Below are 24393 nucleotides of genomic sequence, written 5' to 3' on the forward strand. Positions count from 1 at the left end.
ACAATAAAAAAATAACAATAACAACAAAGATTAAAAATAAAGATGGAGAATAAGAAAGAACTTAGAAATTGGCTTGATGCATACAACTTGGATCATCCATTAGTTATCGGCGGACCTTGTAGCGCAGAAACTGAAGATCAGGTGTTGAAAATTGCACACCAACTTAAAGATTCTGATGCAACTGTAATGCGTGCAGGTATCTGGAAACCAAGAACCAGACCAGGTAATTTTGAAGGTGTTGGAGCTTTAGGTTTGAAATGGTTGCAACGAGCCAAAGAAGAAACAGGGATGAAAATTGCTACAGAAGTAGCAAGTCCTCATCATGTAGAATTAGCTTTAGAACATGGTGTGGATGTTCTTTGGATAGGTGCAAGAAGTACGGTTTCACCTTTTATCGTGCAGGATATTGCAGATGCTTGCAAGGGAATAGACAATCCTGTATTGATAAAGAATCCAATTAACCCTGATTTATCGCTTTGGTTGGGAGCTGTAGAACGTTTTTATACTGCCGATGTTAAAAACCTGGGGGTAATTCATAGAGGGTTCTCAACATACGAAAAAACAAAATATCGTAACATTCCAGAATGGCAAATACCAATTGATTTACAAAATCGTTTTCCGGATTTACCATTGATTCTTGATCCTTCTCATATTGCTGGAAGAAGAGATTTAATTTTTGATTTATCTCAAACAGCTTTGGACTTAAATTTTGATGGGTTAATTGTAGAAACTCATTATGATCCAGATAATGCATGGAGTGACGCAAAACAACAAATTACACCAGAAACACTAATTCAGCATATGAAAGATTTAAAAATTCGTAAAGAAGTTGGGGTGGATGAAGCATATCAGAAAGCATTAGGAGAACTTCGTGCTAAAATTGATATAGCAGATAATCAATTGTTAGAGACTTTGTCAAAAAGGATGAAAATTTCTGATGAGATAGGAGCGGTAAAAGCAAAACAAAATGTTGCTATTTTACAATCTAAACGTTGGAATGAGATATTAGGGAAAATGATTCTTGAAGGTGAAGAAAAAGGATTAAGTGAAGAATTTATATTAAGAATTTATAAAGCGATCCATCAGGAATCAATTAATCACCAGGAAAAAGTGGCAAGAGGATAAAAAAATACCCTCCTGTTATGCATAAATAGCAGGAGGGTATATATATAAAATATTATTTTTTTCTTTTGAAAGTATAGCGAGTAACGTATATACCATTACCATCACCTTTACCACCATAACTTTCTACTCCACTGTTCACAAAAGCTAATTCCCAGCCTTCAGAAGACATAGTGTTAAGTTTAGAAGTTACAATAGCATCATTGGCAACAATGTTTTGAAAACGGATTCCGCCAAGGTTATAAAAGTTCAAAAGCTTAGTTTCATCAAAACCTTTAACACGAATTTCTCCACGGTCTGATTTGTTTCTTTTGTCTTTTTCACCTGTACGAGTAGAAGTGAATTCTTTGTAATCCCTGGTTTCGTTTGTAGTAAGCATTCTTGATCTACCTAAACCATTAGGAACAATCGATTCGATTACGGTAACAATTTGAAATTCATAAACATCTTGTGCAAAAGTAGATTGTAAGCCAAGAATAACTAAAGCAAAAAGTAATAGTTGTTTTTTCATAATTAATTGAATTTTAGATTAACTCCAGGCATATAATCAATAGTTATGCCAAAAAAAAGAAAGATAAGATTACGTTTTTTTTAATTAAGAAAAAAATAAGCCCTTTGAAAATATTAATATTTGCATCTTTGTATTTATGACAGGTACTGTTTATAAATCTACAGGAAGTTGGTATACCGTTAAAACAGATAATGGTAAAGTATACGAATGCCGGATAAAGGGCAAGTTTAGGATCAAAGGTATTAAAAGCACAAATCCGGTAGCTGTTGGTGACCTGGTGGATTTTAAATTAGAAACTAACAATGACCAGGAGACTGGAGTAATTGAAAATATTCACGAAAGACAGAATTATATTATCAGAAAATCCGTGAATTTGTCAAAACAAACTCACATAATTGCATCAAATATTGATGTTGTGTTTTTGTTAGTTACATTAAATAACCCTACGACATTTACCACATTTATTGATCGGTTTTTGGTGACAGCAGAAGCCTACGGAATCAGAGCTGTCTTGCTTTTTAATAAGATTGACACCTATAATGATGATGAACTTGTAGAGGTTAAATATTTAGCTGCGTTGTATAGAAAAATAGGATATGAATGTATAGGAATATCAGCAAAGACGGCTAAGAATGTAGATAAAGTAAAATCAATTATGGAAGGCAAAGTAAGTATGTTTTCGGGACATAGTGGAGTTGGAAAATCTACCTTAATAAATACCATAGAACAAGGGTTTTCATTAAAAACAGCCGAGATTAGTAATCAACATCAGCAAGGTCAGCATACAACGACTTTTGCAGAAATGTTTGATTTGAGTTTTGAGGCTAAAATTATTGATACCCCAGGGATAAAAGGTTTTGGAGTTGTTGATATGGATAAAGAAGAACTTGGAGACTATTTTCCTGAGTTTTTTGAACTAAAATCTGAATGTAAATTTAATAACTGCTTACATATCAATGAACCTAAATGTGCTGTTAAAGCGGCTTTAGAAAATGAAGAAATAGCCTGGTCCAGATATAAAAGTTATCTGCAGATCCTTGAAGGAGAAGAAGAACACTACAGGAAAAATAATTATGATGAAGATTGATTTTTTATCATATTATAACTAGAAGATTAGAGTAAATCAATTATCATTAATTTTTTTTAAAAAAAGTTCTCAGTTTCAAAAAATGAAACTCGTACTGTGTATACTTGCACTATAAATTAAATGTGTATTTAAATTAAAGCTTAGCTTTTTTAATTATTAATAGAATAAATGAGAGCAGTAATTCAAAGAGTTTCTGAGGCATCAGTAACCGTAGAAAGTAAGGTTGTGTCAAAAATATATCAAGGATTACTTATTCTAATCGGAATTGAAGAAGATGACTCAGAGGAAGACGTACAGTGGTTGTCGGGAAAAATATCCAGACTTAGAATATTTGCAGATAGTGAAGGAATCATGAATAAAAGTATACAGGAGATAAATGGAGAAGCAATAGTTGTAAGTCAATTTACATTACACGCTAGTACAAAAAAAGGAAATAGGCCGAGTTACATAAAAGCGGCAAGGCCAGAAACGGCAATTCCTTTATATGAAAGCTTTGTGAAACAATTAGAAATGGATTTGGAAAAGAAAGTAGGTACGGGTATATTTGGAGCCGATATGAAAGTATCATTACTTAACGATGGGCCAGTTACCATAATTGTAGACACAAAAAATAAAGAATAAGAATACCCCTTAAAAAAACATTTTTTATGCTGCAAAAAATACTACTGGTTTCGGTTGTATTGACACTATTTGGGATAGAGCAAGTTACTGCTCAGAATAATGTAAAATTACAAACGATACTCCTTGATTCTACACTGACCAAAAATGCTAATGCTATTGTTAGGTCTGAAGATGTGACTATTGAAATCAATTCTATTACTTCTGTTGTTATCAAAACAAAAAGAACCGTTACTGTTTTAAATAAGTACGGTAATGGGTATGCTGATTCATACGAGGGATATAGTCCATCAAGGAAAATTAGAAAATTAGAGGCTGTTATTTATAATGCGCTTGGGAAAGAAATAAAAAAATATAAAAAGAAAGACTTTCAGGACCGTAGTGCAGTTAGTGGAGGAAGTTTAATGGAAGATACTCGCATTAAATATTTTGAATATACTCCAATAAGTTACCCTTACACCCTTACTTTTGAAAGTGAAATTGAGAGCTCTTCCTCGGCATTTATACAACGATGGAAACCTATCTTAGCATATCGATTGAGTATCGAAGAATCTAAATATAAGATATTAAATCCCAAAAAAATACCTCTTCGGCTTAAAGAAACAAATTTTGAAAACTATTCAATTGATAAAAATAAAAATGACGAAGAGGCAACATATGCTATATCTAATGTCTCCGCTCAGCTTCCAGAAAGATATGGTCCTTCACATAACGATATAGTGCCAATAGTACATGTCGCATTAAACAATTTTTCCTTAGAAGGTGTCAAAGGTTCTGCAACAGATTGGAAAACATTTGGGAAATGGCAGTATGATAAACTGATCTCAGGAAGAAATAAATTACCAGCAGAAACTATTAAGAAAATAGAAACATTAGTAGCTAATGCAAAAACACCTAAAGAAAAGGCAAAATTAATATATGAATATGTACAGGGTAAAACTAGGTATATAAGTGTGCAATTAGGAATAGGAGGGTGGATGCCTTTTCTTGCAGAAGACGTAGATCGATTAGGGTATGGAGACTGTAAGGCACTTACCAATTATACTAAAGCCTTACTTGATAGTCAGAATATACTAGCATATTATACCATAGTGTATGGAGATAGAGGTAGAAGAGATATAGATGACGAATTTCCTTCTATGCAGGGAAACCATGTGATATTGAACATACCTGATGAGGAAGAAGATATATGGTTAGAATGTACTAGTCAAACGTTACCTTTTGATTTTATTGGTGATTTTACAGACAATAGAAATGTCTTAGTAATTAAACCAGAAGGAGGAGAAATTAAGAAGACAAAGAAATATATTCCTGAAGAGAATATACTTCATACTACTGCGACAGTTAATCTTGGAGTGGATAAAACTATGTCTGCAACTCTTAAAAAAGTATCGCAAGGTTTAGAATATAACTGGAATTATGATATTCAGTTTGAAACACCTAAAGATCAAAAATTATATTATAAAGAATATTGGGGGTATATCAATAACTTAGAAATAAAAGGAATAGAACTTAAAGATGATAAAGATACTGTAGAATTTACAGAAGATATAGAAGTTTTCTGTTCATCCTATGCAAAAAAAGTAGGAAGTCGTTTATTGATATCACCAAACATATTTAGTTGGGATCAAAGCAATCTACCTAAATATGATAATAGAAAAACTCCTTTAGTAATATCTAGAGGGTATGTAAATACCGATGAATATATTATTAACCTTCCAGAAGGCTTTATAATGGGAAACTTACCTGAAAAAAAATCTATAGAAACCGTTTTTGGTAAGTATAGTTATGAGTTGGAAAAACTCAGTGAAACTCAAATTAAATTTAAAAGATTCTTAAAAATTATTGACGGGACTTTCCCAAAGGAGAAATATGAAGAGTATAGAAAATTTAGATCTCAAATAAAAAAAATAGACAAATCAAGAATAGCACTAAAACAACAATAAATAACCAGTTAATTAATATGAAAAACTTAGAAAAGCTAGTTTTAGGTTTCATCCTAATGGTATCAATAAGCAGTTTTGCACAAGAATATAAGTTTGGGAAAGTTTCTAAAGAAGAATTATCAGAAGTATCATGCTCTATAGATAGTACCGCTCATGCCGCTGTTCTTTATGAAAATAAAGATATACATATAGATTATAATCAATCTCAGGGTTTTCAGTTGGTTACTGAAGTGTTTAAAAGAGTGAAATTATATTCAAAAGATGGGTTTGATTATGCAACTGACGAAATATTTCTTTATAAGAAGAATAGTGACAATGAGAAAGTGGTTGGATTAAAGGGGGTTACTTATAATTTGGTTAATGATAAAATTGAAGAGAGTAAACTAAAAAAAGAAGGTGTTTTTGAAAGTGAATTCTCAGAATATTATGACCAGGTAAAGTTTACGATGCCGTCTTTACAAGAGGGTTCGGTCATTGAATATAAGTATAAAATTATTTCTCCATTTGTTTCAAATATAGACCGTATCTATTTGCAATATGAAATACCGATTAAAAAGATTGACGTCACGTTAGAGTCTCCAGAATATTTCTACTTCAAGAAATTTACAACAGGATATCTTCCCATAGATCTAAAGGAATCAAATAGACCCGGTAAGATTACACTAACATCTAGAACAAGAACTGGAGGAGGTTGGGGTGGTCCACAAGGTTCAACAACTTCAGTTAGAGATCTTAATTTTAAAATTATTAAAAATAAAGTAAATTCAACAAATGTTGCTGCCTTTAAGGTAGAGCCTTATTCTGGGAATATTAAAAATTACATATCATCAATTAGTTATGAGTTGTCTTATATGCAGTTTCCTAATGAACCGGCAGAGAATTATTCAACTACTTGGGAAGATGTTACGAAAAGAATTTATGCAAATAGTAGCTTTGGGGATGAATTAAGAAAGAAAGGGTATTATGAAGAAGATTTGAAAAAGGTGATATCTGGATCCAAAGATCAGACAACTAAGATGATTAGAGTGTTTGAGTATGTAAAAAATAGAATGCGATGGAATAATAAATATTCAGTGATTACTAACGTTGGAGTGAAAAAAGCATATAAAGAACAAACAGGTAATGTGGCTGAGATTAATTTGATGTTGACTTCTATGTTATCTTCGGTTGGCCTGAATGCAAAACCTGTATTAGTAAGCGCAAGTAATAAAGTAACGGCGTTATTTCCAACTTTAGATGGTTTTAATTATGTTGTTAGTAGAGTAAAATTGGCGGATGGAAGAATTGCTTACCTAGACGCAACAGATAGGTATGGTTTGCCTAATGTCTTGCCAGATAGAGTAATTAGAGGAGCAGGAAGAGTAATTGCAAAAAATGGTACTTCTCAAAGAATTAATTTTAGACCAACAGAGCCTTCTACTAATAGATATATGATACAATGTCAAATGGATAAGGAAGGTATGATAGACGGGAAATTTAATGTTCGTCATATGGAATATTTTGCACACGACTTTAGAGTGGCGAATGGAGCAAAAGATAATGAAAGCAAAATAGAACGTTTTAAAAAAAGGTTTGGTATTGATGAAATAGAAGAATATACTGTTAAAGGAGTAAAAGAATATGGTAAAGGTGTGAGTGAAAGTTTTAATTTTAAATCTTACGACCAGATAGAATTGATTGACAATGAGATGTATTTTTCTCCGTTGTTATTTTTAAGAGATAAAGAGAATGTTTTTAAATCTGATGAAAGAGCATACCCCATAGATTTTGGTCATGGTTTTACTAATACATATATGGTCAATATCAAGATACCCGAAGGATACGAAGTGGCTGAAATGCCAAAAGCAGGAGGTTTTAAAATGCCCGAGAACGTTGGTGCTTTTTCTTTTAAATCCAATGTGTCGAATGGTACAATTCAGGTTATTGTTAATGAAACAGTCAATACGCCGTTTCTTAATGCAGAGTATTATTCGGTGTTAAAACAGTTTTATAATCAGCTTATCGAAAAAGAAAATGAACAAATAGTGCTTAAAAAAATATAATTATGGATATCCAAAATGCACAAGAAGCCGTAGATGATTGGATCAAAAATCACGGAGTTAGATATTTTAATGAACTTACTAATATGGCACAACTTACAGAAGAAGTAGGTGAAGTTGCTAGGATTATTGCTCGACGATATGGAGAGCAAAGTGAGAAAGAAAGTGATAAAAATAAAGATCTGGGAGAGGAATTGGCAGATGTTGTATTTGTAGTATTATGTTTGGCTAATCAAACAGGAGTGAATTTGCAGGAAGCCTTTAACAAGAAATTAGACATAAAAACAAAAAGAGATCACGATCGTCACCATAATAACGAAAAATTAAAATAATGTTTAAAGAAATAATTTCTTCTAAAAAATATTGGAAAACTGTTGTTTTTATAGGAGTAGGCTTTATTATTGTTTTTAGTGTGATTGAGCATTTAATGCAATATGGAGGCTTGTCTCTGGATATATTTATTGAAGAAAGAATTAGTCAAGGAAGATGGATGAGATATTTTTTATCTCGTGTAGCAGGAGGATTGATGTATGGTATGATTATGGGGTATTATTTTGAATTAAGAAAACGAAAATCAAATAGATAGTATGAATTTGAAATTAGAGCATATTTCGAATATTAGAAATAACACATTACAAATCACAGGGTCAAAAAGTGAAACTAATAGACTACTCATACTTCAGGCATTATATCCGAATATAAGTATTGAGAATGTGTCGAATAGTGACGACTCAGGATTAATGCAAAAAGCATTACAAAGTGAGGAATTAGTTGTAGATATTCATCATGCAGGAACGGCGATGCGATTTCTTACAGCATATTTTGCAGTTAAAGAAGGAAGAGAAACTGTGTTGACTGGAAGTAAAAGAATGAAAGAAAGGCCGGTCAAAATATTAGTAGAAGCTTTACAGCAATTAGGTTGTGAAATTAGTTATGAGAATGAACATGGATATCCACCTATTCGAATTCAAGGAAAACAACCTAGTACAAATCATGTCGCTTTACAAGCAAATGTAAGTAGTCAGTATATTTCTGCATTAATGCTTATTGCTCCTTCATTGCCAGACGGATTAGAAATAGTATTAGAAGGAAAGGTAACTTCGGTTCCTTATATTAATATGACGTTAAGTTTGTTGAAGGATGTAGGTATAGAAGGTACCTTTCAAAACAATAAAATTACTATTGGCTCATATCAAGGGGTTATTTCAAAAAGTGTAGTTGTAGAATCAGATTGGAGTTCTGCTTCCTATTTCTATAGTATTGTTGCACTATCTAACGATAGATCAGTAACTATTGGTAGTTATAAGAAAGAAAGTTATCAGGGAGATTCATCTTTATCAGAGATATATAAATACTTAGGAGTAGAAACAACATTCGGTAAGAATACAATTACATTAAAAAAAGTTTCAGATTCAGTTTTAGCGCTTCCTGAAGGACTAGATTTATCTAATTCACCTGATATTGCTCAAACAATTGCTGTAACGTGTTTTGGATTAGGAGTAGGGTGTTATCTCACAGGTCTTCATACGCTTAAGATTAAGGAAACTGATCGCTTAGAAGCATTAAAAACAGAAATTGAGAAGTTAGGGGGGCAAGTCCATATCACAGAGGATACCTTACGCTTAGAACCTTCTGATACAATAAGTAAAGATGTATCTATAGCAACCTATAATGACCATCGTATGGCAATGGCTTTTGCACCACTAGCAGTAAAGACTTCATTGTTTATCGAAGATGCTAATGTAGTTTCGAAGTCTTATCCTGATTTTTGGTTAGATTTAAAAAAGTTGGGTTTTGAAGATTCTAATGTTTAGTGTGTTAGAGTCTGTTATGAGTAATACAAATTACCCTTGCTTTTAAAAGATTATACTGGGTGGATTGAGGCGAAAACTTTAAAAAATAGCATTAAAAGAAACATGAATAGTATTGTTTTTTGAATTTAGATAATGGGTTTGGTCTGTTATACAGTAAAATAAACGTAGAAAATATATCTTGATTTACTTGACAACCCCTATCGCAAGATTGTATATTTGCACCTTCAAAAAATAAACACGAATGAAGCTATCACATTTCAATTTTGACCTTCCACAAGAGTTATTAGCCGAGTACCCTGCAGAAAACAGAGATGAATCTCGTTTGATGGTTCTTAATAGAAAGGAACAGACAATAGAGCATAAGCAGTTTAAAGATCTTATAGATTATTTTGAACCTAATGATGTTATGGTTGTCAATAATACTAAAGTTTTTCCTGCCAGATTGTATGGAAATAAAGAGAAGACAGGTGCTAGAATTGAAGTGTTCTTACTACGGGAGTTAAATTCTGAAACTCGTCTTTGGGATGTTTTGGTTGACCCAGCTAGAAAAATACGTATAGGAAATAAACTATACTTTGGAGATGATGAAAGTTTAGTCGCAGAAGTAATAGATAATACTACATCTAGAGGACGTACTTTACGTTTTTTATATGATGGTTCATATGATGAATTTAGACAGAAACTTAATGATTTAGGTGAGACTCCACTTCCAAAATATATCAAAAGAGAGGCTGAGCCAGAAGATGAAGAACGATATCAAACGATATATGCCAAAAATGAAGGAGCTGTAGCGGCACCAACTGCAGGGCTTCACTTTTCTAAGCACTTAATGAAGCGTTTAGAAATCAAAGGAGTAGATTTTTCAGAAATAACATTACATGTTGGATTGGGAACGTTTAACCCTGTAGAAGTAGAAGATCTATCTAAGCATAAAATGGATAGTGAAGAGGCATATGTAACCGCAAAGGCAGCTGAGACAATTAATAACGGTATTACTAACAAAAGAAGAATTTGTGCTGTGGGAACTACCGTAATGAGAGCTTTAGAAAGTTCTGTGTCTTCAGATAGAACATTAAATGAATTTAGAGGATGGACCAATAAATTTATCTTTCCTCCTTATGATTTTAGTATTGCAAATTGTATGATAACTAATTTTCATACACCAAAATCAACATTATTAATGATGGTTTCGGCATTTGCAGGGCATGATTTTATCAAAGAAGCTTATGAAGAAGCTGTTAAAGAGAAATATAAATTCTATTCGTATGGTGATGCGATGTTGATTATCTAAGAATTTAAAAGTTTTGAATAAAACCCTGCTAAACCCCGAATTTGGTAGGGTTTTTTCATATGTTTCTAGAAATTAGCATGTTAAATTGTTTTTTTCGCAAAAAAAGTGTTATTTTCGATGCCTTTAAAAATTACGGCTTTACCGTAATTTTTACTGTGTATAGAAAAATAATTATATCAATTCTATCGAAAAGTATGTTTTATGAGGCTTATAAATGTACTTTTTATAGATTTGCATTGTTTTTTTGTATGTTCCAAATTTATGATACAAGAATTTAACCTATATAATATAATGAAAAAAGTAATTTATTACATAGCCTTCTTTTGTGCTGTTTTTTCTTTTGCCCAAACCAAAGTTGGAGATGTTCATTTTAATGATATCGATGTTTTTGATAAATCAGAACTCATGCTTAATGGAGCAGGAGTAAGAGAAAAAATGTATGCGATCGCTTTATACCTGGATTTTGAAGTAGATGGTGTAGAGGATGGTGTAATGGTAGCCGAAAAAGACAAAACCATGGCGATGACAATTAAAATTACATCATCAATTGAAGATAGTGATTTTAAAAATATTGTGAGAAATGGTTTAGAAAGAGCTACAGATGGAAATAGTTATTTGTTAGAAAATCAAATAAGAGATTTCCTTAATCTTCTTCCTAATAAGATTAACAAGTTTGACATCTTTAGAATTCTTTACGTTAAGGGAGGTAGTCTGTCTCTATTCAAAAATAAAGAACTCTTAGGGACAATAAATAGTAAGGAGTTTAAAAAGGCTCTATTTAAAATTTGGTTAGGAGAGAATCCTGTTGATATGGAGCTAAAAGAAGATTTATTAGCTTCATATGAACCCAATCCTATCTTGGGAAGATGGAAAACATATGATAAGAAGAGTGGAGTTGCTATAAATATAGTTCAGCTGTACATTATAGAAAATAAAGTATACGGATCTATTCAAAGAATGTTACGAATTTCAGAAAGAGATGCAATCTGTTATGAATGCCAAGGTGATGACAAGAATCAAAATGTCGAAGGATTGGTCATCATAAAAGGTTTAAAATTGAAAGGTGATAAATATGTGAATGGAAAATTTACTGATATTAAAAATGGTAACGTTGCAGAATGTCAAATGTGGATCGATGAGGATGACTCAAATATTCTTAATGTAAAGTATAAAGGTGGTGGAGGTGTTCATCAGTGGAAAAAAGTAAAAGAATAGAATCACACAATATTGAAAACACAAAACCCTTGATAGCAATGTCAAGGGTTTTTTTTTGATAACTTTAATAAAGAGTGAAGTTGTTGCCAAGAGTACCATTTTATCTTTTTACTTTTGCAAAACGTATGGATGTGAAGAAAAAAGACATAAGAGCATTAACAAAGGATCAGTTGAGAGTATTCTTTCAAGAAAATGGAGATCAATCCTTTAGAGGTAATCAAGTCTATGAGTGGTTGTGGAGCAAGGGAGCACATAGCTTTGATGATATGACTAATATTTCAAAAGCAACAAGGCAAATGCTTGAAGAAAACTTTGTAATTAATCATATTAGAGTTGACCAAATGCAACGTAGTACCGATGGTACTATAAAAAATGCAGTGAGATTACATGATGGATTAATTGTAGAATCAGTATTGATACCTACCCCAACCAGAACAACAGCCTGTGTGTCATCTCAAGTGGGATGTAGTTTGGATTGTAAATTTTGTGCTACAGCCAGGTTAAAAAGAATGAGGAATCTTAATGCAGATGAGATTTATGATCAAGTAATGGCTATTGATAAAGAAAGTAGATTATATCATAATCGACCCTTGTCAAATATTGTTTTTATGGGAATGGGAGAGCCATTGATGAACTACAATAATGTAATTAAGGCTATTGATAAAATTACTTCTAGTGAAGGACTAGGAATGTCACCAAAAAGAATTACGTTATCCACTTCTGGAGTGCCAAAAATGATTAAGAAAATGGCAGATGATGAAGTGAAGTTTAAGTTAGCAGTCTCCTTACACTCTGCTATTGATGATGTTAGAACCTCGATAATGCCATTTAATGAAACCTTTCCTCTTTCAGATCTTAGAGAAGCTCTTGAGTATTGGTATAAAAAAACAAATAGTAGAATAACCTATGAATATGTAGTCTGGGATGGTATTAATGACAGACGAGAAGACATAGATGCTTTAGTAAAATTTTGCTCTTATGTTCCTTGTAAAGTAAATTTGATAGAATATAACCCAATCGATGATGACGGGTTTCAACAGGCATCAACCAAAGCCATTGATAATTACATTAATGCCCTTGAAGCTCGTAGGATTGTTGTTAATGTGCGTCGCAGTAGAGGTAAGGATATTGATGCTGCTTGTGGTCAACTTGCAAATAAATCATAAGAAAATATGTTGTTCATTATTTATAGAGAACAATATTAGAAAACTAATTTTTTTATGAAACCAAGGTTAATAGTTTTGTCTGATATATGGGGAATTGAAAAATCAGATTGGGTTGTGAATTATGTAAAGATTTTAGAAACTGAATTTGATATAAAGTATTATGATTCTTGCAAATTAGGAAAAGTGAGTAAGAACATATATGAAGAAAGTAGTCTTCACTCTCAATTTCTTGAAAGAGGAATTAGTACAGCAACAGATAGATTATTAGAGTTGGAAAAAGGAAAGGTTACTATTCTTGCTTTTAGTATAGGAGGAACAATTGCATGGAAAGCAGCGTTGAAAGGTTTGGATGTTAATAAATTTTATGCAATTTCTTCAACAAGACTAAGATATGAAACTACAAAACCAGAAGGATGTATAAAGCTTTTTTTTGGCGAGTATGATGATTTTAAACCAGAAGCAAACTGGTTTGAGCAACTAAGAGTAGACCACGAAATTAGTAGAGGAAAAAAACATCAGATGTATACTGATAAAAATTATGCAATAAAGATCTCTAATGAAATAAAAAGAAGGGTAAATATTCAATGATCATAAAAGAATTGATGATATAAAAAGTTAATATTTCTATATATAACACTATCTGTTTCAAAGAAAAACTATTTACAGTATCTTCGCATTACATAAGGAAACAGAATCAAGTACGACGTATTGAAAGTTGTAGAACAAATAAAATTACCAATCATTGATGAAATGGAGCTTTTTGAACAAAAGTTTTCAGAATCAATGTCTTCCAAAGTTGCTTTACTCAATAGAATAACTCACTATATTGTAAACCGAAAAGGAAAACAAATGCGACCAATGTTTGTTTTCCTGGTTTCAAAAATGGTTTCTGGAGGTGAGATTAATGAACGAACCTATAGAGGAGCTTCGGTAATAGAATTAATTCATACAGCTACTTTGGTTCATGATGATGTGGTCGATGATTCTAATCAAAGACGAGGTTTCTTTTCTATTAATGCTCTTTGGAAAAATAAGATAGCAGTTTTGGTAGGTGATTATTTATTATCTAAAGGCCTGTTGTTATCTATTGATTATGGAGATTTTGATCTTTTAAAGATTATTTCGGTAGCAGTGCGGGAAATGAGCGAAGGAGAATTGTTGCAAATCGAAAAAGCCAGAAATCTTGATATTACAGAAGAAGTTTATTATGAAATTATCCGTCAGAAAACAGCAACATTAATCGCAGCTTGCTGTAGTTTGGGAGCATGTTCTGTAGCCCCCGATTCTGATCATGTTCAGAAAATGAAAATGTTTGGTGAACTTATAGGAATGGCTTTTCAAATTAAGGATGACTTATTTGATTATGGCGATGATGTTATAGGAAAACCTACAGGAATTGATATTAAAGAACAAAAAATGACGCTTCCTCTGATTTATACATTAAATCATTGTACTCCAGAAAAAAAGAAATGGCTCATTAATTCTGTAAAAAATCATAATAAAGATAAAAAGAGAGTCAAAGAAGTAATAAATTTTGTGAAAACAAGTGGCGGATTAGAGTATGCCATTACAATAATGCATGAGTTTAAAAATAAAGCTCTTTCTATTTTATCAGAATACCCAGATTCTAATTATAAGACATCATTAGAGCTTATGGTTACTTATGTAATTGATCGCAAAAAGTAGTATAAAACTGCTGATTTATAACATAAAATTAAAAAATTTAAACTTCAGGCAACCTTTTTCTTTTTATTCTCGTCTATGTAAATAGATGATCTAATTAATTAATTGATTTTTCAATTTGAAAGTTATTCAATTTTATAAAAGCGAGACACAACTCATTAAGAAAGCTGCAAAACAGCATCGTGATGCGCAACATCAGTTGTACAATCAACATGCACCCAAAATGCTAAGTATATGTCGTAGATATATAAGAGATATACAATTTGCAGAAGAGGTAATGTTAAGTGGATTTCTAAAAGTTTTTATGAATCTCGAAAAATTTAAATTCGAGGGAAGCTTTGAGGGTTGGATACGAAGAATAATGGTAAATGAATCTATTTCCTTTCTCAGAAAAGAAAAACAAATCTTTTTTACAGAAGAAATAACAGGGTATACTGAAGAATCTTGGAATAATATAAATTCAGAATTAGAAGTAGATCAAATTCAGGAACTAATCGATAGTTTACCAGAAGGATATAGAATGGTGTTTGTACTATATGCCGTAGAAGGGTACAAACATAGCGAGATAGCCAAAATGTTAGAGATTTCAGAAAGTACATCAAAATCTCAGCTCTTTAAAGCTAGAAAAATGCTACAGCAAAAGTTAAACGAACAAAATAAGATTAGTAATGGCGCCATTGAAATTTGAAGAAAAGATAAAGGAAAAGCTAGAGCAACGCGCTATAAAACCTTCAGATACTTCTTGGGAACAATTAGCAGCTCAATTAGATGATATTCAACATCAAAAAAAAGGAAGTAAAAGGGTTTGGTGGTATACGATTGCAGCAATTTTTGTTGGAGTTTTAGTAATGACCTCAATTGTAATGAATCAGAATCCCACATCAAAACAAAGAGATAATCAATTTGTTGATAATAGTGAAGAGATTATAAAAAATGATAATGTACAAGTTGTTTTAGATAATAATACATCAGAAAAATCTATTAAAAATAATGATAAAACAATTATAGAGAATGTTGATGAGGAAGTTATTAAAGAAAATATCAAAAAAGAAGATATAGTGGTAGTGGATCATTCTGCCATTAAGAATACTTCAAAGAGTGTAGAACCAATAAAATCGATGTCTAAAGCGATTGACGATAATCCACAATATGATGTAGTTAAGTTAGCAGAAAATGATAAAGGAACTACAACAATAAGGGAAGAGGTTTTACCTATTGATTCTTTAATAATAGAAGATAAAGTGGCGAATGTTATAGCCCAAATACAGGAACTCCAAAAAAATAACGCTCAAGTAACTGATGAAGAAATTGATCAATTGTTACTTAAGGCTCAACGGGAAATTACAACAAAAAAAATATTTCAATCTTCTAATGAAGTAAGTGCATCAGCTCTTTTACAAGATGTAGAGAATGAGTTGGATGAAACTTTTAAACAACGTGTTTTTGAAGCGCTTAAAACAGGTTTCGAGAAAGTTAAAACTGCTGTAGTAGAAAGAGATAATTAAAAATGTATTCATCAATCAAATCAGATTTGCGATCTTCCTTCTTAAAGGAAGGGAGGTTGTAATAGTAAAATTCAAAAAAAAAATGAAGACAATAGTTACTATTGCCACATTTGTGGCCATGACATTATTTGCTCAATTGTTAAGTGCTCAGGAAACAGATAAAAGTGATGCTGTTAAGGAATTAACAGAGCAAAAAGAGCGTATTATTAATACCGAAAAAGAAGCTCTCAAAAAGGAAGTAGAAGTTATAAATGAAAGACTAATTAATAATGAAATTACTAGAGATGAGGCTCAGAAATTGAAAGAAGATGCGGCTGAAAACCATGCACTTAATATCGAAAATAGATTAGCTATTATCGATAATAAAATTGCATTGTTAGAGCGTAACGGATTAAAGAATGTAAATACCGAAGATCCTAAAATCTTTATAGGCCTAAATACCCAGGAAGAAAATGCAGACGTGATATTGGGGTTAAAAATAAATACTGGAAAGGAAAGAAAAATAAAATATGATATACGAACAAGGTCGAACCTTGTAATTGCGTTTGGACTTAACAATGCGATTGTAGATGGACAGTCCTTGGATGACTCTGATTATAAAATTGCAGGAAGTAGGTTTTTTGAAATAGGATGGGCCTGGAAAACCAGAGTGTTTAAAAACAGTAATTTTTTAAGATTTAAATACGGAATTTCGTATACCACAAATGGTTTGAAACCTACTGATAACAGATATTTCGTCGAAAATGGGGATCAGACCGAATTAGAGGAGTTTAGAGTAGAACTGAAGAAATCAAAATTTAGAATGGATAACTTGGTAATTCCTATACATTTTGAATTTGGGCCATCAAAAGTAGTAGAGACAGAAAAAAAGATCAGATACTACACTTCCAATAGATTTAGGATTGGTATAGGTGGATATGCAGGAGTGAATGTAAGCACTCGTCAGAAATTAAAGTATCGGGAGAATGGGGATCGAGTTAAGGATAAAATTAAAAGAGATTACAATACTAGTGACTTAATTTATGGTTTGAGCACGTATATAGGATTTGGAGATATGTCGCTATATCTAAAGTATGATTTGCAACCAATTTTCAGAAATGCGACTGTGGATCAAAATAATGTGTCATTAGGGTTGCGTTTTGATCTTTAATATCATCGATGAAATGTTAAATCTTTTTTATAATCTTCACAATTTAACAAAAAATTAAGAAGATAATTTTTAATTGATTTTTTTAGTGTTACTATATCTTTTTAAAACAAAAGAGCTGTGTTTATTCTCAGCTCTTTTGTTGTTTTTATAATTATAGATTCTTTTAATAAGATATGATTTCCTGCCAATATGATGGATACCCCATAAAAATGATATACTAAAAATGTAAAATAATATTTTGTTAAATAATTTACTAAAACAGAATAATTGTTATATAAAAAAATGAAGTAGAAATCCATAGATTAATTATGGTTTAAGCGTAACCTTTTGATTGTAAGTATTTTATGACATTTATTTTTTTTGTTTCTTATTGAAATGCTCTATATTTAATCAGTCATAATTGAGATAATTCCTTCCTTAATTTAAGCAAAAAAGCTTATGCTTTTCTGCTATTTAAAACTTGAAACTATATACTAATTATATATACTATTAACCAAATTTCACACAAATGAAAACAAAATTCTTTTATTTCACATTGTTCATGTTTTGCAGCTTTGCGCTGCTGGCTCAAACGGGCCCTTCTATGAAAGCTAGTTCTGTAGGTAAAGCTGTCTACATGAAAAAAATCCCCGCGCTTTCTCAAATGGATAACATTATTTCTGCTAAAGGTTTAGCACATGATGCTCCGGCAAAACGTAGGGGTAGTAATACGTATGTCCCAGGAAAAGGATATCCACAAGGAAATGATCCTTTCTTTAATGAAGCATCACAAAAATCGGCTTCAAAAATGGCGACTAGCGCTCCTGTTGCTTCTTTTGATGCGCACATAGGTACTGTATTAAATGATGCTACAGGTGCTATAGGGCCAAACCACTATGTTTATGCTTTTAACTCTGGTTTTGGTATTCTGGATAGAAGTGGTAATGTTTTATTGCCAGAAGCTTCATTAGCAACATTGTTTCCTGGAGAAACTTTGGGAGATCCAATAGTGGTGTATGATAACTTTGCAGATAGATTTATTGTTATGCAATTTAGTAATACCCCAAATGGATTTCTGATTGCTGTTGGTCAAGGACCAGATCCTGTTAATGACGGATGGTTTACATACCGATTTAACACAGGTACATTTCCAGATTATGAGAAGCTTTCAATCTGGAGTGATGGGTATTATATCACTGCAAATAAGGATCAAAATGCTCCTGATGTTAATGATGTTGTATTCGTAGTAGAAAGAGATCAAATGCTTGTAGGAGATCCGGGAGCACAATTAATTGGTTTCCCTCTTCCAGGGGCAGAAACTAATGGTTTTTATAGTCCGGGTGGTTTTAATGCAACAGGTACAACATTACCACCAGTAGGTACAGGTTGTTCTATAGTGTATTTACAAGATGATAGCTGGTCAGGTGTTTCTCAGGATGAATTAAAGATTTGGACAACGACTGTAGACTGGACAACTCCAGCCAATTCGTCTATTTCTGCTCCGCAAAGTATACCTACAACTCCATTCGATAGTGTGTTTGATGGTGGATCTTTTCAGAATCTTGATGAGCCAGGTACAGGTCCAGACATAGATGCATTACAAGCAACAATGATGTACATGACCCAATACAGGCGTTTTGGAACTCATAATTCTGTTGTTATGAATTTTGTAGTAGATCTTGATGGTACAGATAGTTTAGCAGGTATTCGTTGGTATGAATTAAGACAAACTGGTGATGGTGCTCCTTGGACAATCTATCAGGAAGGAACCTATGTTCAGCCAGATGGTCTTAGTGCTTTTTGTGGTAGTATAGCCCAAGATGCTCAAGGTAATATAGGATTAGCATATACTGTTGTAAGTAGTAGTGTATTTACTTCACTACGTTATACAGGAAGATTGGCAAGTGACCCTCTTAATACAATGACTGCCGTAGAACAAGTTTCAGCAGATGGTGATGCTCAAAATAATAGAGGTGATGGTAGATATGGAGATTACGGTCAAATGACTATTGATCCAACAGATGATATGACCTTCTGGCATATTAGCGAGTATATGAAAGGGCCATCTCCAAATGTAAGAAGAAGTCATGTTGTTGCTTTTAAAATCGAACCAGCGGTTATCGATAATGAAGCACCATCAACTCCAGCAAATTTGGTAGCTTCTGGTACAACTGCTAGACAGACTACATTAAACTGGGATGCCTCTACAGATAATGTGGGAGTTACAGGATACGATATTTATCAAGACGGAGTAGTTGTTGCTACAGCTCCTGATGCAACATTTATAGTAACCGGATTAGCGCCTCTTACGACATATACATTCTCTGTAATTGCAAAAGATGCTTCGGGTAACGAATCAGGTGCAAGTAATACAGTAAGTGTTACTACGCTAGAAAGTACAACAGGACCAGGTTGTTTAAATGGATTATTAGCACCTTATAACGAAAGTTTTGAAAGTGGTTTAGGAGCTTGGACTCAGGCTTCTGGAGATGATCTTGATTGGACAGTAGATTCTGCGGGTACTCCATCTAATAATACAGGGCCTTCAAGTGCCGACGATGGTTCCAATTATATTTATGTAGAAGCATCTGGTAATGGTACAGGTTTCCCAAATAAACGAGCAATTCTAAACTCGCCTTGTTTTGATCTTAATGATGCTACAGCAGCAGTATTTTCTTTTAGATACCATATGTTTGGGTCTTCTAATTTTGGATCATTGGATGTTGAAGCAAGTAATGATGAAGGAGTAACTTGGACAAGTATTTGGACAAGAAGTGGTAACCAAGGAAACTCTTGGCAGACTGCTACAATAGATTTAGCAGCGTACTTAGGTTCTGGGTTACAATTACGATTTAATCGTCTTACTGGAGGTACTTGGCAAGCTGATGCAGCTATAGATGCAATATCTCTTACTGCTGGTGGTGGTCCTGGAGGAAACTGTGCTACAGGTGATTTAAGCTTAAGTATTACATTTGATAATTATCCTCAAGAAACATCTTGGACATTAGTTGATGCAGGCGGAACTACTGTAGCTTCAGAAAGTTACTCTACTGCGAATCCTGATGGGTCAACTGTTACAGAAACAATAACAGGATTAGCTTCTGGTAGTTACACATTTACAATTTCTGATTCTTTTGGTGATGGTATTTGCTGTGGATTTGGTAATGGATCTTATACCTTGTCAAGTAGTGCAGGTACAATTGTATCAGGAGGTGAGTTTGGAAGTTCTGATGTAACAGATTTCTGTGTTCAGGGATCAGCTAGATTAGATACATATGAATTGACAGATGTTCAGAAAAATGACCAGAATTTTGTTTTATCACCAAATCCTGTTAATAACGGAATCTTAAATATATCAGTAGGTAAAACGGCAATTCAGAACCTTGAGATCTTCTCTATGTTTGGTCAATTAGTTCTTAGTGTTAACGATCAGGGAACTAAGCAAAAAGTTGATGTAAGTAATCTTCCGGCAGGAACATATTTTGCTAGAATTACAGGAAAAGAAATCATAGAAACAAAACAATTCGTTATTGCGAATAGAAAATAGTTTTTTATAAATGATTGTTTAATTTCTGGGGCTGCCTTTTTAGGTAGCCCTTTTTTTATTAAATACATAAGAGGATTTGGGTCTCGGGAATTATATTATTTTTGTTGCGTATAATTTATTGCTATATTATTTATGATTCATAAGTCCACCGTAGATGCTGTATTTGAAACCGCTAGATTAGAGGAGGTTATAGGGGATTTTGTGCAATTAAAAAAGGCAGGGAGTAATTTTAAAGGGTTAAGTCCTTTTAGTGATGAGAGAACTCCATCATTTATGGTTTCTCCCGTAAAACAGATCTGGAAAGACTTTTCTAGTGGTAAAGGAGGTAATGTAGTTGCTTTTTTGATGGAACATGAGCACTTCACTTATCCAGAAGCTATAAAATACCTTGCGAAGAAATACAATATAGAAATAGAAGAAACAGAACAGACTGATGAACAGAAGCAACAAGCTGATGAACGGGAAAGTATGTATCTGGTTAGCGAGTTTGCAAATACATTCTTTCAAAATTCATTACTTAAAACAGAACAAGGTAAAGCAATAGGGTTATCATATTTTAAAGAAAGAGGGTTTACCGATGAAACCATAAAAAAGTTTGATCTGGGGTACTCTCCAGATTCTTGGGATGCCTTTACTTCTGAAGCTATTAAAAAAGGATATCAATTAAATTACCTTGAGAAAACAGGTTTAACTATAGTAAAAGAAGAAAAGCAGTTTGATCGCTTTAAAGGAAGAGTGATGTTTCCTATTCAATCCATGTCTGGCCGTGTACTGGGTTTTGGAGGTAGGATATTAACAAATGATAAAAAGGCTGCTAAGTACCTTAATTCACCCGAGAGTGATATCTATCATAAAAGTAAGGTGCTTTACGGAATTTATCATGCTAAGCAATCTATAGCCAAAGAAGATAACTGTTATCTTGTAGAAGGATATACAGATGTTATTCAGTTTAATCAAACGGGAGTGAAAAATGTGGTCTCTTCTTCAGGAACCGCATTAACACCTGATCAAATACGACTAATTAGTAGATTGACAAAAAACATCACTGTGCTATTTGATAGTGACGCAGCCGGAATGAGAGCTTCTATACGAGGGATTGATTTGATCTTGGAACAGGGGATGAATGTAAAAGTATGTAGTTTTCCCGAAGGAGAGGACCCTGATAGTTTCGCAAAACAAAATACTTTAGAGGAGCTTAGCTCGTATCTGGAAGATAATATTCAAGATTTTATAAGTTTTAAAGCTTCATTGTTACAACAGGAGTCAAAAAATGATCCGATAAAGAAAGCAGAATTAGTTAGAGATATGGTAACCAGTATTTCTAAAATTCCTGATGTGATCAAAAGAGAGATTTATGTACAGGAGTGTTCTAGAATTATGGATATTTCTGAAGATGTGTTATTTGATACCTTGGCACAAATACGTAATGTAGATGCAAAGGATCAGCGCAAACAACAAAAGCAAGAACATAAATCATTAGAGGTAGTAAAAACCGAAGTGCAGAAACAGCCTAAGGTAAATAGGCAGTATATATTAGAACGTCATATTATAAAAGCACTGTTGTTATATGGTGTGCAGGAAGAGGAGTTTGAAGATTTGATAATGAAGGAGAACGAAGAAGGAGAGCTTGTTTTAGAACCTGAAATACATACCGCAAAGGTTTTTGAAAAAATATTTTTGGATTTACAAGATGATGAAATCGAATTCACTGATCAAATGTTCAAAGATATATATGCGATTTTGATTGAAGAACTAAATTTGGATACTGAGTTTAAGATCGAAAGTTTTATAAATAAAATTCCACCAGAGATAGCCTCAGAAATTACAGAAATAATGATGACCGAAGATCGCTATGAACTCCATAGGTGGGTGGATGTGGAGATTCATGTAAAACAAAAAACCGATTCTGTATCAGAATATGTGAATAATATTATACTGGGCTTAAGAGGGTTCTTGATAGATCAAAAAATAAATGAGCTTTCACAAGAAGTGAAAGCTCAGAATATTGAAAATAATAATATGAGTGTTTTAGAGGATATTCGAGATTATCAAACTCTTAAAAAATTATTATATAGAAAACTAAATCGAGTGATTTAGCTAATATGTAATAATCTGGACTGATGAATTAGATCGGCAAGATTATCCACTTTTAATTTTTTTAGTAATCTGGTTTTATATGTGCTTACTGTTTTCTCATTAATAGATAGTGTAGTAGCGATGTCTTTATTACGTTTCCCCGAGGAAAGTAAATTAAGAACTTCGATCTCTCGAGAAGAAAGCTTTTTATACTTCACTACCATGTTGTTTTCATTGGCATTTCCGTTAGCTAACTGTTGGGTTAGGTTGTCATTTAAATAAATACCCCCTCGAGCAACACGTTCTATTGCTTTTTTAAGTGTTTTTGTCGGAACTGTTTTTGCTAAATATGCCGAAGCTCCAGCTTTAATGGCACTTAATGCATACATTTCTTCAGGATGAGAACTAAAAATAATTACTTTTATTCCAGAAAATTCTTTCTTGATTGTTCTCAATGCCATAATTCCATTGATCTGAGGTAGGTCTAGCTCCATGATGAGGACATCAGGAGTGTTAGATTTCAAAACATCATACATCTCGTTACCGTTACTTACTTTTCCAATGATCTCATAATCTTCTGAGTGGCGAAATAAAGAAACGATCCCCTTCCTTGTAATTGGATGATGATCTGCGATTAATACGGTTGTCATTCTTGTTTACGATTGTTAATGTTAGTTTAAATTTAAGAGTTTAACATTCCTTAAGGCTAGGGGTAACTTTGTAATCTTTGTGCAAAATTACTAAGAACTAGTCCTCGTAAACTTTTTTTTATGGATTTATCGATAAAATGCCTCTTATTTTAGATTAAAGGGTATTTTACAGACCGGAATCGGTGTCATTTTATGTTGATTTACGGTATTTAGTCGTGTAAAAATAGCAAAGACCTCTTGTTCTCGTTCCTTAAAATCGTTCACATTTTTGCCATCTTCTTTCATTTTCATAGCCCATTCTAATTCATCATAACTTGCTCCAATTTGATCTTCATCGCTTCTGCTGTCACCAAATAATCCATCTGTAGGAGCAGCAATTTGTATTGAGTTTGGTACATCTAAAGCTTTACCGAGATCATAAACTTCACTTTTTAAAAGATCAGCTATAGGACTTAGATCTACACCGCCGTCACCATATTTAGTATAGAAACCAACACCAAAATCTTCAACTTTATTTCCTGTGCCAGCCACCAGATATTTGTGCAATCCAGCAAAATAATATAATGTAGACATTCTTAATCGGGCCCTAGTGTTTGCAAGAGACAAATCAAGTTGTGCGCTTTGTTCTGTTTTGGGAACAGCAGATTTAAACTCTTCAAAAACAGGAGTAAGATCAACTCTTACATCAGAAACATTAGAAAATCTTTCTTTTAATTGGGTGATATGTTCTTGAGCTCTAGTTACTTGGCTTTGAGCTTGGTGAATTGGCATTTCTACACAAATTGTTTTTAGACCAGTTCTTGCGCACAAAGAAGAAGTAACCGCACTATCAATTCCTCCACTCACTCCGACAACAAAACCACCTATGTTTGCTTTGGTCGCATAATCCTTTAGCCAGTTTACTATATGATCAATTACTTTTTCTGTTTGCATGTTTTATGATTTATTATTATTCATTTATTATGTGCTAAGCTAAAACAAATATATCTATCAA

Annotated in this window: 21 protein-coding genes; 18 read left to right on the forward strand and 3 right to left on the reverse strand. The window is 32.8% G+C overall.

Going from position 1 to position 24393, the window contains the following annotated elements; translation table 11 throughout:
* Positions 1-42: 42 nt before the first annotated feature.
* The gene (locus FOF46_RS06500; protein ID WP_109438817.1) at positions 43-1125 is read left to right on the forward strand and encodes a bifunctional 3-deoxy-7-phosphoheptulonate synthase/chorismate mutase type II; all 1083 of its coding nucleotides are present in this window, start codon (positions 43-45) and stop codon (positions 1123-1125) included.
* A gap of 52 nt (positions 1126-1177) precedes the next feature.
* Here FOF46_RS06500 and FOF46_RS06505 read toward each other — a convergent pair whose 3' ends face one another.
* Complete coding sequence (locus FOF46_RS06505; protein ID WP_109438816.1) at positions 1178-1633, reverse strand: hypothetical protein; 456 nt, start codon at positions 1631-1633, stop codon at positions 1178-1180.
* 136 nt (positions 1634-1769) lie between these two features.
* Between FOF46_RS06505 and rsgA the strand changes: the two genes are divergently transcribed.
* From rsgA to dnaG, 17 genes are all read left to right on the forward strand, one after another.
* On the forward strand, positions 1770-2720 hold the full coding sequence (rsgA, locus tag FOF46_RS06510; protein WP_109438815.1) for a ribosome small subunit-dependent GTPase A: 951 nt from the start codon (positions 1770-1772) through the stop codon (positions 2718-2720).
* A gap of 168 nt (positions 2721-2888) precedes the next feature.
* On the forward strand, positions 2889-3341 hold the full coding sequence (gene dtd / locus FOF46_RS06515; protein ID WP_143915893.1) for a D-aminoacyl-tRNA deacylase: 453 nt from the start codon (positions 2889-2891) through the stop codon (positions 3339-3341).
* A 26-nt stretch (positions 3342-3367) separates the two neighbouring features.
* Positions 3368-5284, forward strand: coding sequence for a DUF3857 domain-containing protein (locus FOF46_RS06520; RefSeq protein WP_143915894.1), 1917 nt, complete (start codon positions 3368-3370; stop codon positions 5282-5284).
* A 17-nt stretch (positions 5285-5301) separates the two neighbouring features.
* On the forward strand, positions 5302-7326 hold the full coding sequence (locus FOF46_RS06525; RefSeq protein WP_143915895.1) for a transglutaminase: 2025 nt from the start codon (positions 5302-5304) through the stop codon (positions 7324-7326).
* A 2-nt stretch (positions 7327-7328) separates the two neighbouring features.
* On the forward strand, positions 7329-7655 hold the full coding sequence (locus FOF46_RS06530; RefSeq protein WP_109438811.1) for a nucleotide pyrophosphohydrolase: 327 nt from the start codon (positions 7329-7331) through the stop codon (positions 7653-7655).
* Entirely contained in the window at positions 7655-7909 is a 255-nt protein-coding gene (locus tag FOF46_RS06535) for a hypothetical protein (RefSeq protein ID WP_143915896.1), read from the forward strand. Before FOF46_RS06530 ends, FOF46_RS06535 begins: the two co-directional genes overlap by 1 nt.
* Before the next feature lies 1 nt (position 7910).
* Positions 7911-9137 (forward strand): 3-phosphoshikimate 1-carboxyvinyltransferase, encoded by a 1227-nt coding sequence (locus FOF46_RS06540; RefSeq protein WP_143915897.1) that lies wholly within the window; start codon positions 7911-7913, stop codon positions 9135-9137.
* A gap of 241 nt (positions 9138-9378) precedes the next feature.
* Positions 9379-10428, forward strand: a complete 1050-nt coding sequence (queA, locus tag FOF46_RS06545; protein WP_109438808.1) for a tRNA preQ1(34) S-adenosylmethionine ribosyltransferase-isomerase QueA — start codon at positions 9379-9381, stop codon at positions 10426-10428.
* A gap of 291 nt (positions 10429-10719) precedes the next feature.
* Positions 10720-11643 (forward strand): chalcone isomerase family protein, encoded by a 924-nt coding sequence (locus FOF46_RS06550; RefSeq protein WP_160114365.1) that lies wholly within the window; start codon positions 10720-10722, stop codon positions 11641-11643.
* 125 nt (positions 11644-11768) lie between these two features.
* On the forward strand, positions 11769-12809 hold the full coding sequence (gene rlmN / locus FOF46_RS06555; protein WP_109438806.1) for a dual-specificity RNA methyltransferase RlmN: 1041 nt from the start codon (positions 11769-11771) through the stop codon (positions 12807-12809).
* 54 nt (positions 12810-12863) lie between these two features.
* Positions 12864-13397: an alpha/beta hydrolase gene (locus tag FOF46_RS06560; RefSeq protein ID WP_143915898.1), complete on the forward strand. Its 534-nt coding sequence runs from the start codon at positions 12864-12866 to the stop codon at positions 13395-13397.
* Positions 13398-13517: 120 nt separating this feature from the next.
* Positions 13518-14495 carry a polyprenyl synthetase family protein gene (locus FOF46_RS06565; protein WP_109438804.1) on the forward strand — a complete coding sequence of 326 codons (978 nt, stop codon included), beginning with the start codon at positions 13518-13520 and terminating at the stop codon, positions 14493-14495.
* Positions 14496-14610: 115 nt separating this feature from the next.
* Positions 14611-15180, forward strand: a complete 570-nt coding sequence (locus tag FOF46_RS06570) for an RNA polymerase sigma factor (RefSeq protein ID WP_109438803.1) — start codon at positions 14611-14613, stop codon at positions 15178-15180.
* Positions 15161-15997: a hypothetical protein gene (locus FOF46_RS06575; protein ID WP_143915899.1), complete on the forward strand. Its 837-nt coding sequence runs from the start codon at positions 15161-15163 to the stop codon at positions 15995-15997. Before FOF46_RS06570 ends, FOF46_RS06575 begins: the two co-directional genes overlap by 20 nt.
* 82 nt (positions 15998-16079) lie before the next feature.
* The gene (locus tag FOF46_RS06580; RefSeq protein ID WP_143915900.1) at positions 16080-17147 is read left to right on the forward strand and encodes a coiled-coil domain-containing protein; all 1068 of its coding nucleotides are present in this window, start codon (positions 16080-16082) and stop codon (positions 17145-17147) included.
* Positions 17148-17763: 616 nt separating this feature from the next.
* Complete coding sequence (locus FOF46_RS06585; RefSeq protein WP_208746758.1) at positions 17764-20673, forward strand: T9SS type A sorting domain-containing protein; 2910 nt, start codon at positions 17764-17766, stop codon at positions 20671-20673.
* Positions 20674-20805: 132 nt separating this feature from the next.
* Complete coding sequence (gene dnaG, locus FOF46_RS06590) at positions 20806-22770, forward strand: DNA primase (protein ID WP_109438799.1); 1965 nt, start codon at positions 20806-20808, stop codon at positions 22768-22770.
* On the opposite strand, the gene FOF46_RS06595 is transcribed toward dnaG, so the two are convergent.
* Positions 22767-23399, reverse strand: coding sequence for a response regulator (locus tag FOF46_RS06595; RefSeq protein WP_109438798.1), 633 nt, complete (start codon positions 23397-23399; stop codon positions 22767-22769). The genes dnaG and FOF46_RS06595 overlap by 4 nt on opposite strands.
* Before the next feature lie 144 nt (positions 23400-23543).
* Positions 23544-24332: an NAD(+) synthase gene (gene nadE / locus FOF46_RS06600; protein ID WP_109438797.1), complete on the reverse strand. Its 789-nt coding sequence runs from the start codon at positions 24330-24332 to the stop codon at positions 23544-23546.
* Positions 24333-24393: the final 61 nt, after the last annotated feature.

This window comes from Aquimarina algiphila (assembly GCF_007489275.1).
Taxonomy (GTDB): domain Bacteria; phylum Bacteroidota; class Bacteroidia; order Flavobacteriales; family Flavobacteriaceae; genus Aquimarina; species Aquimarina algiphila.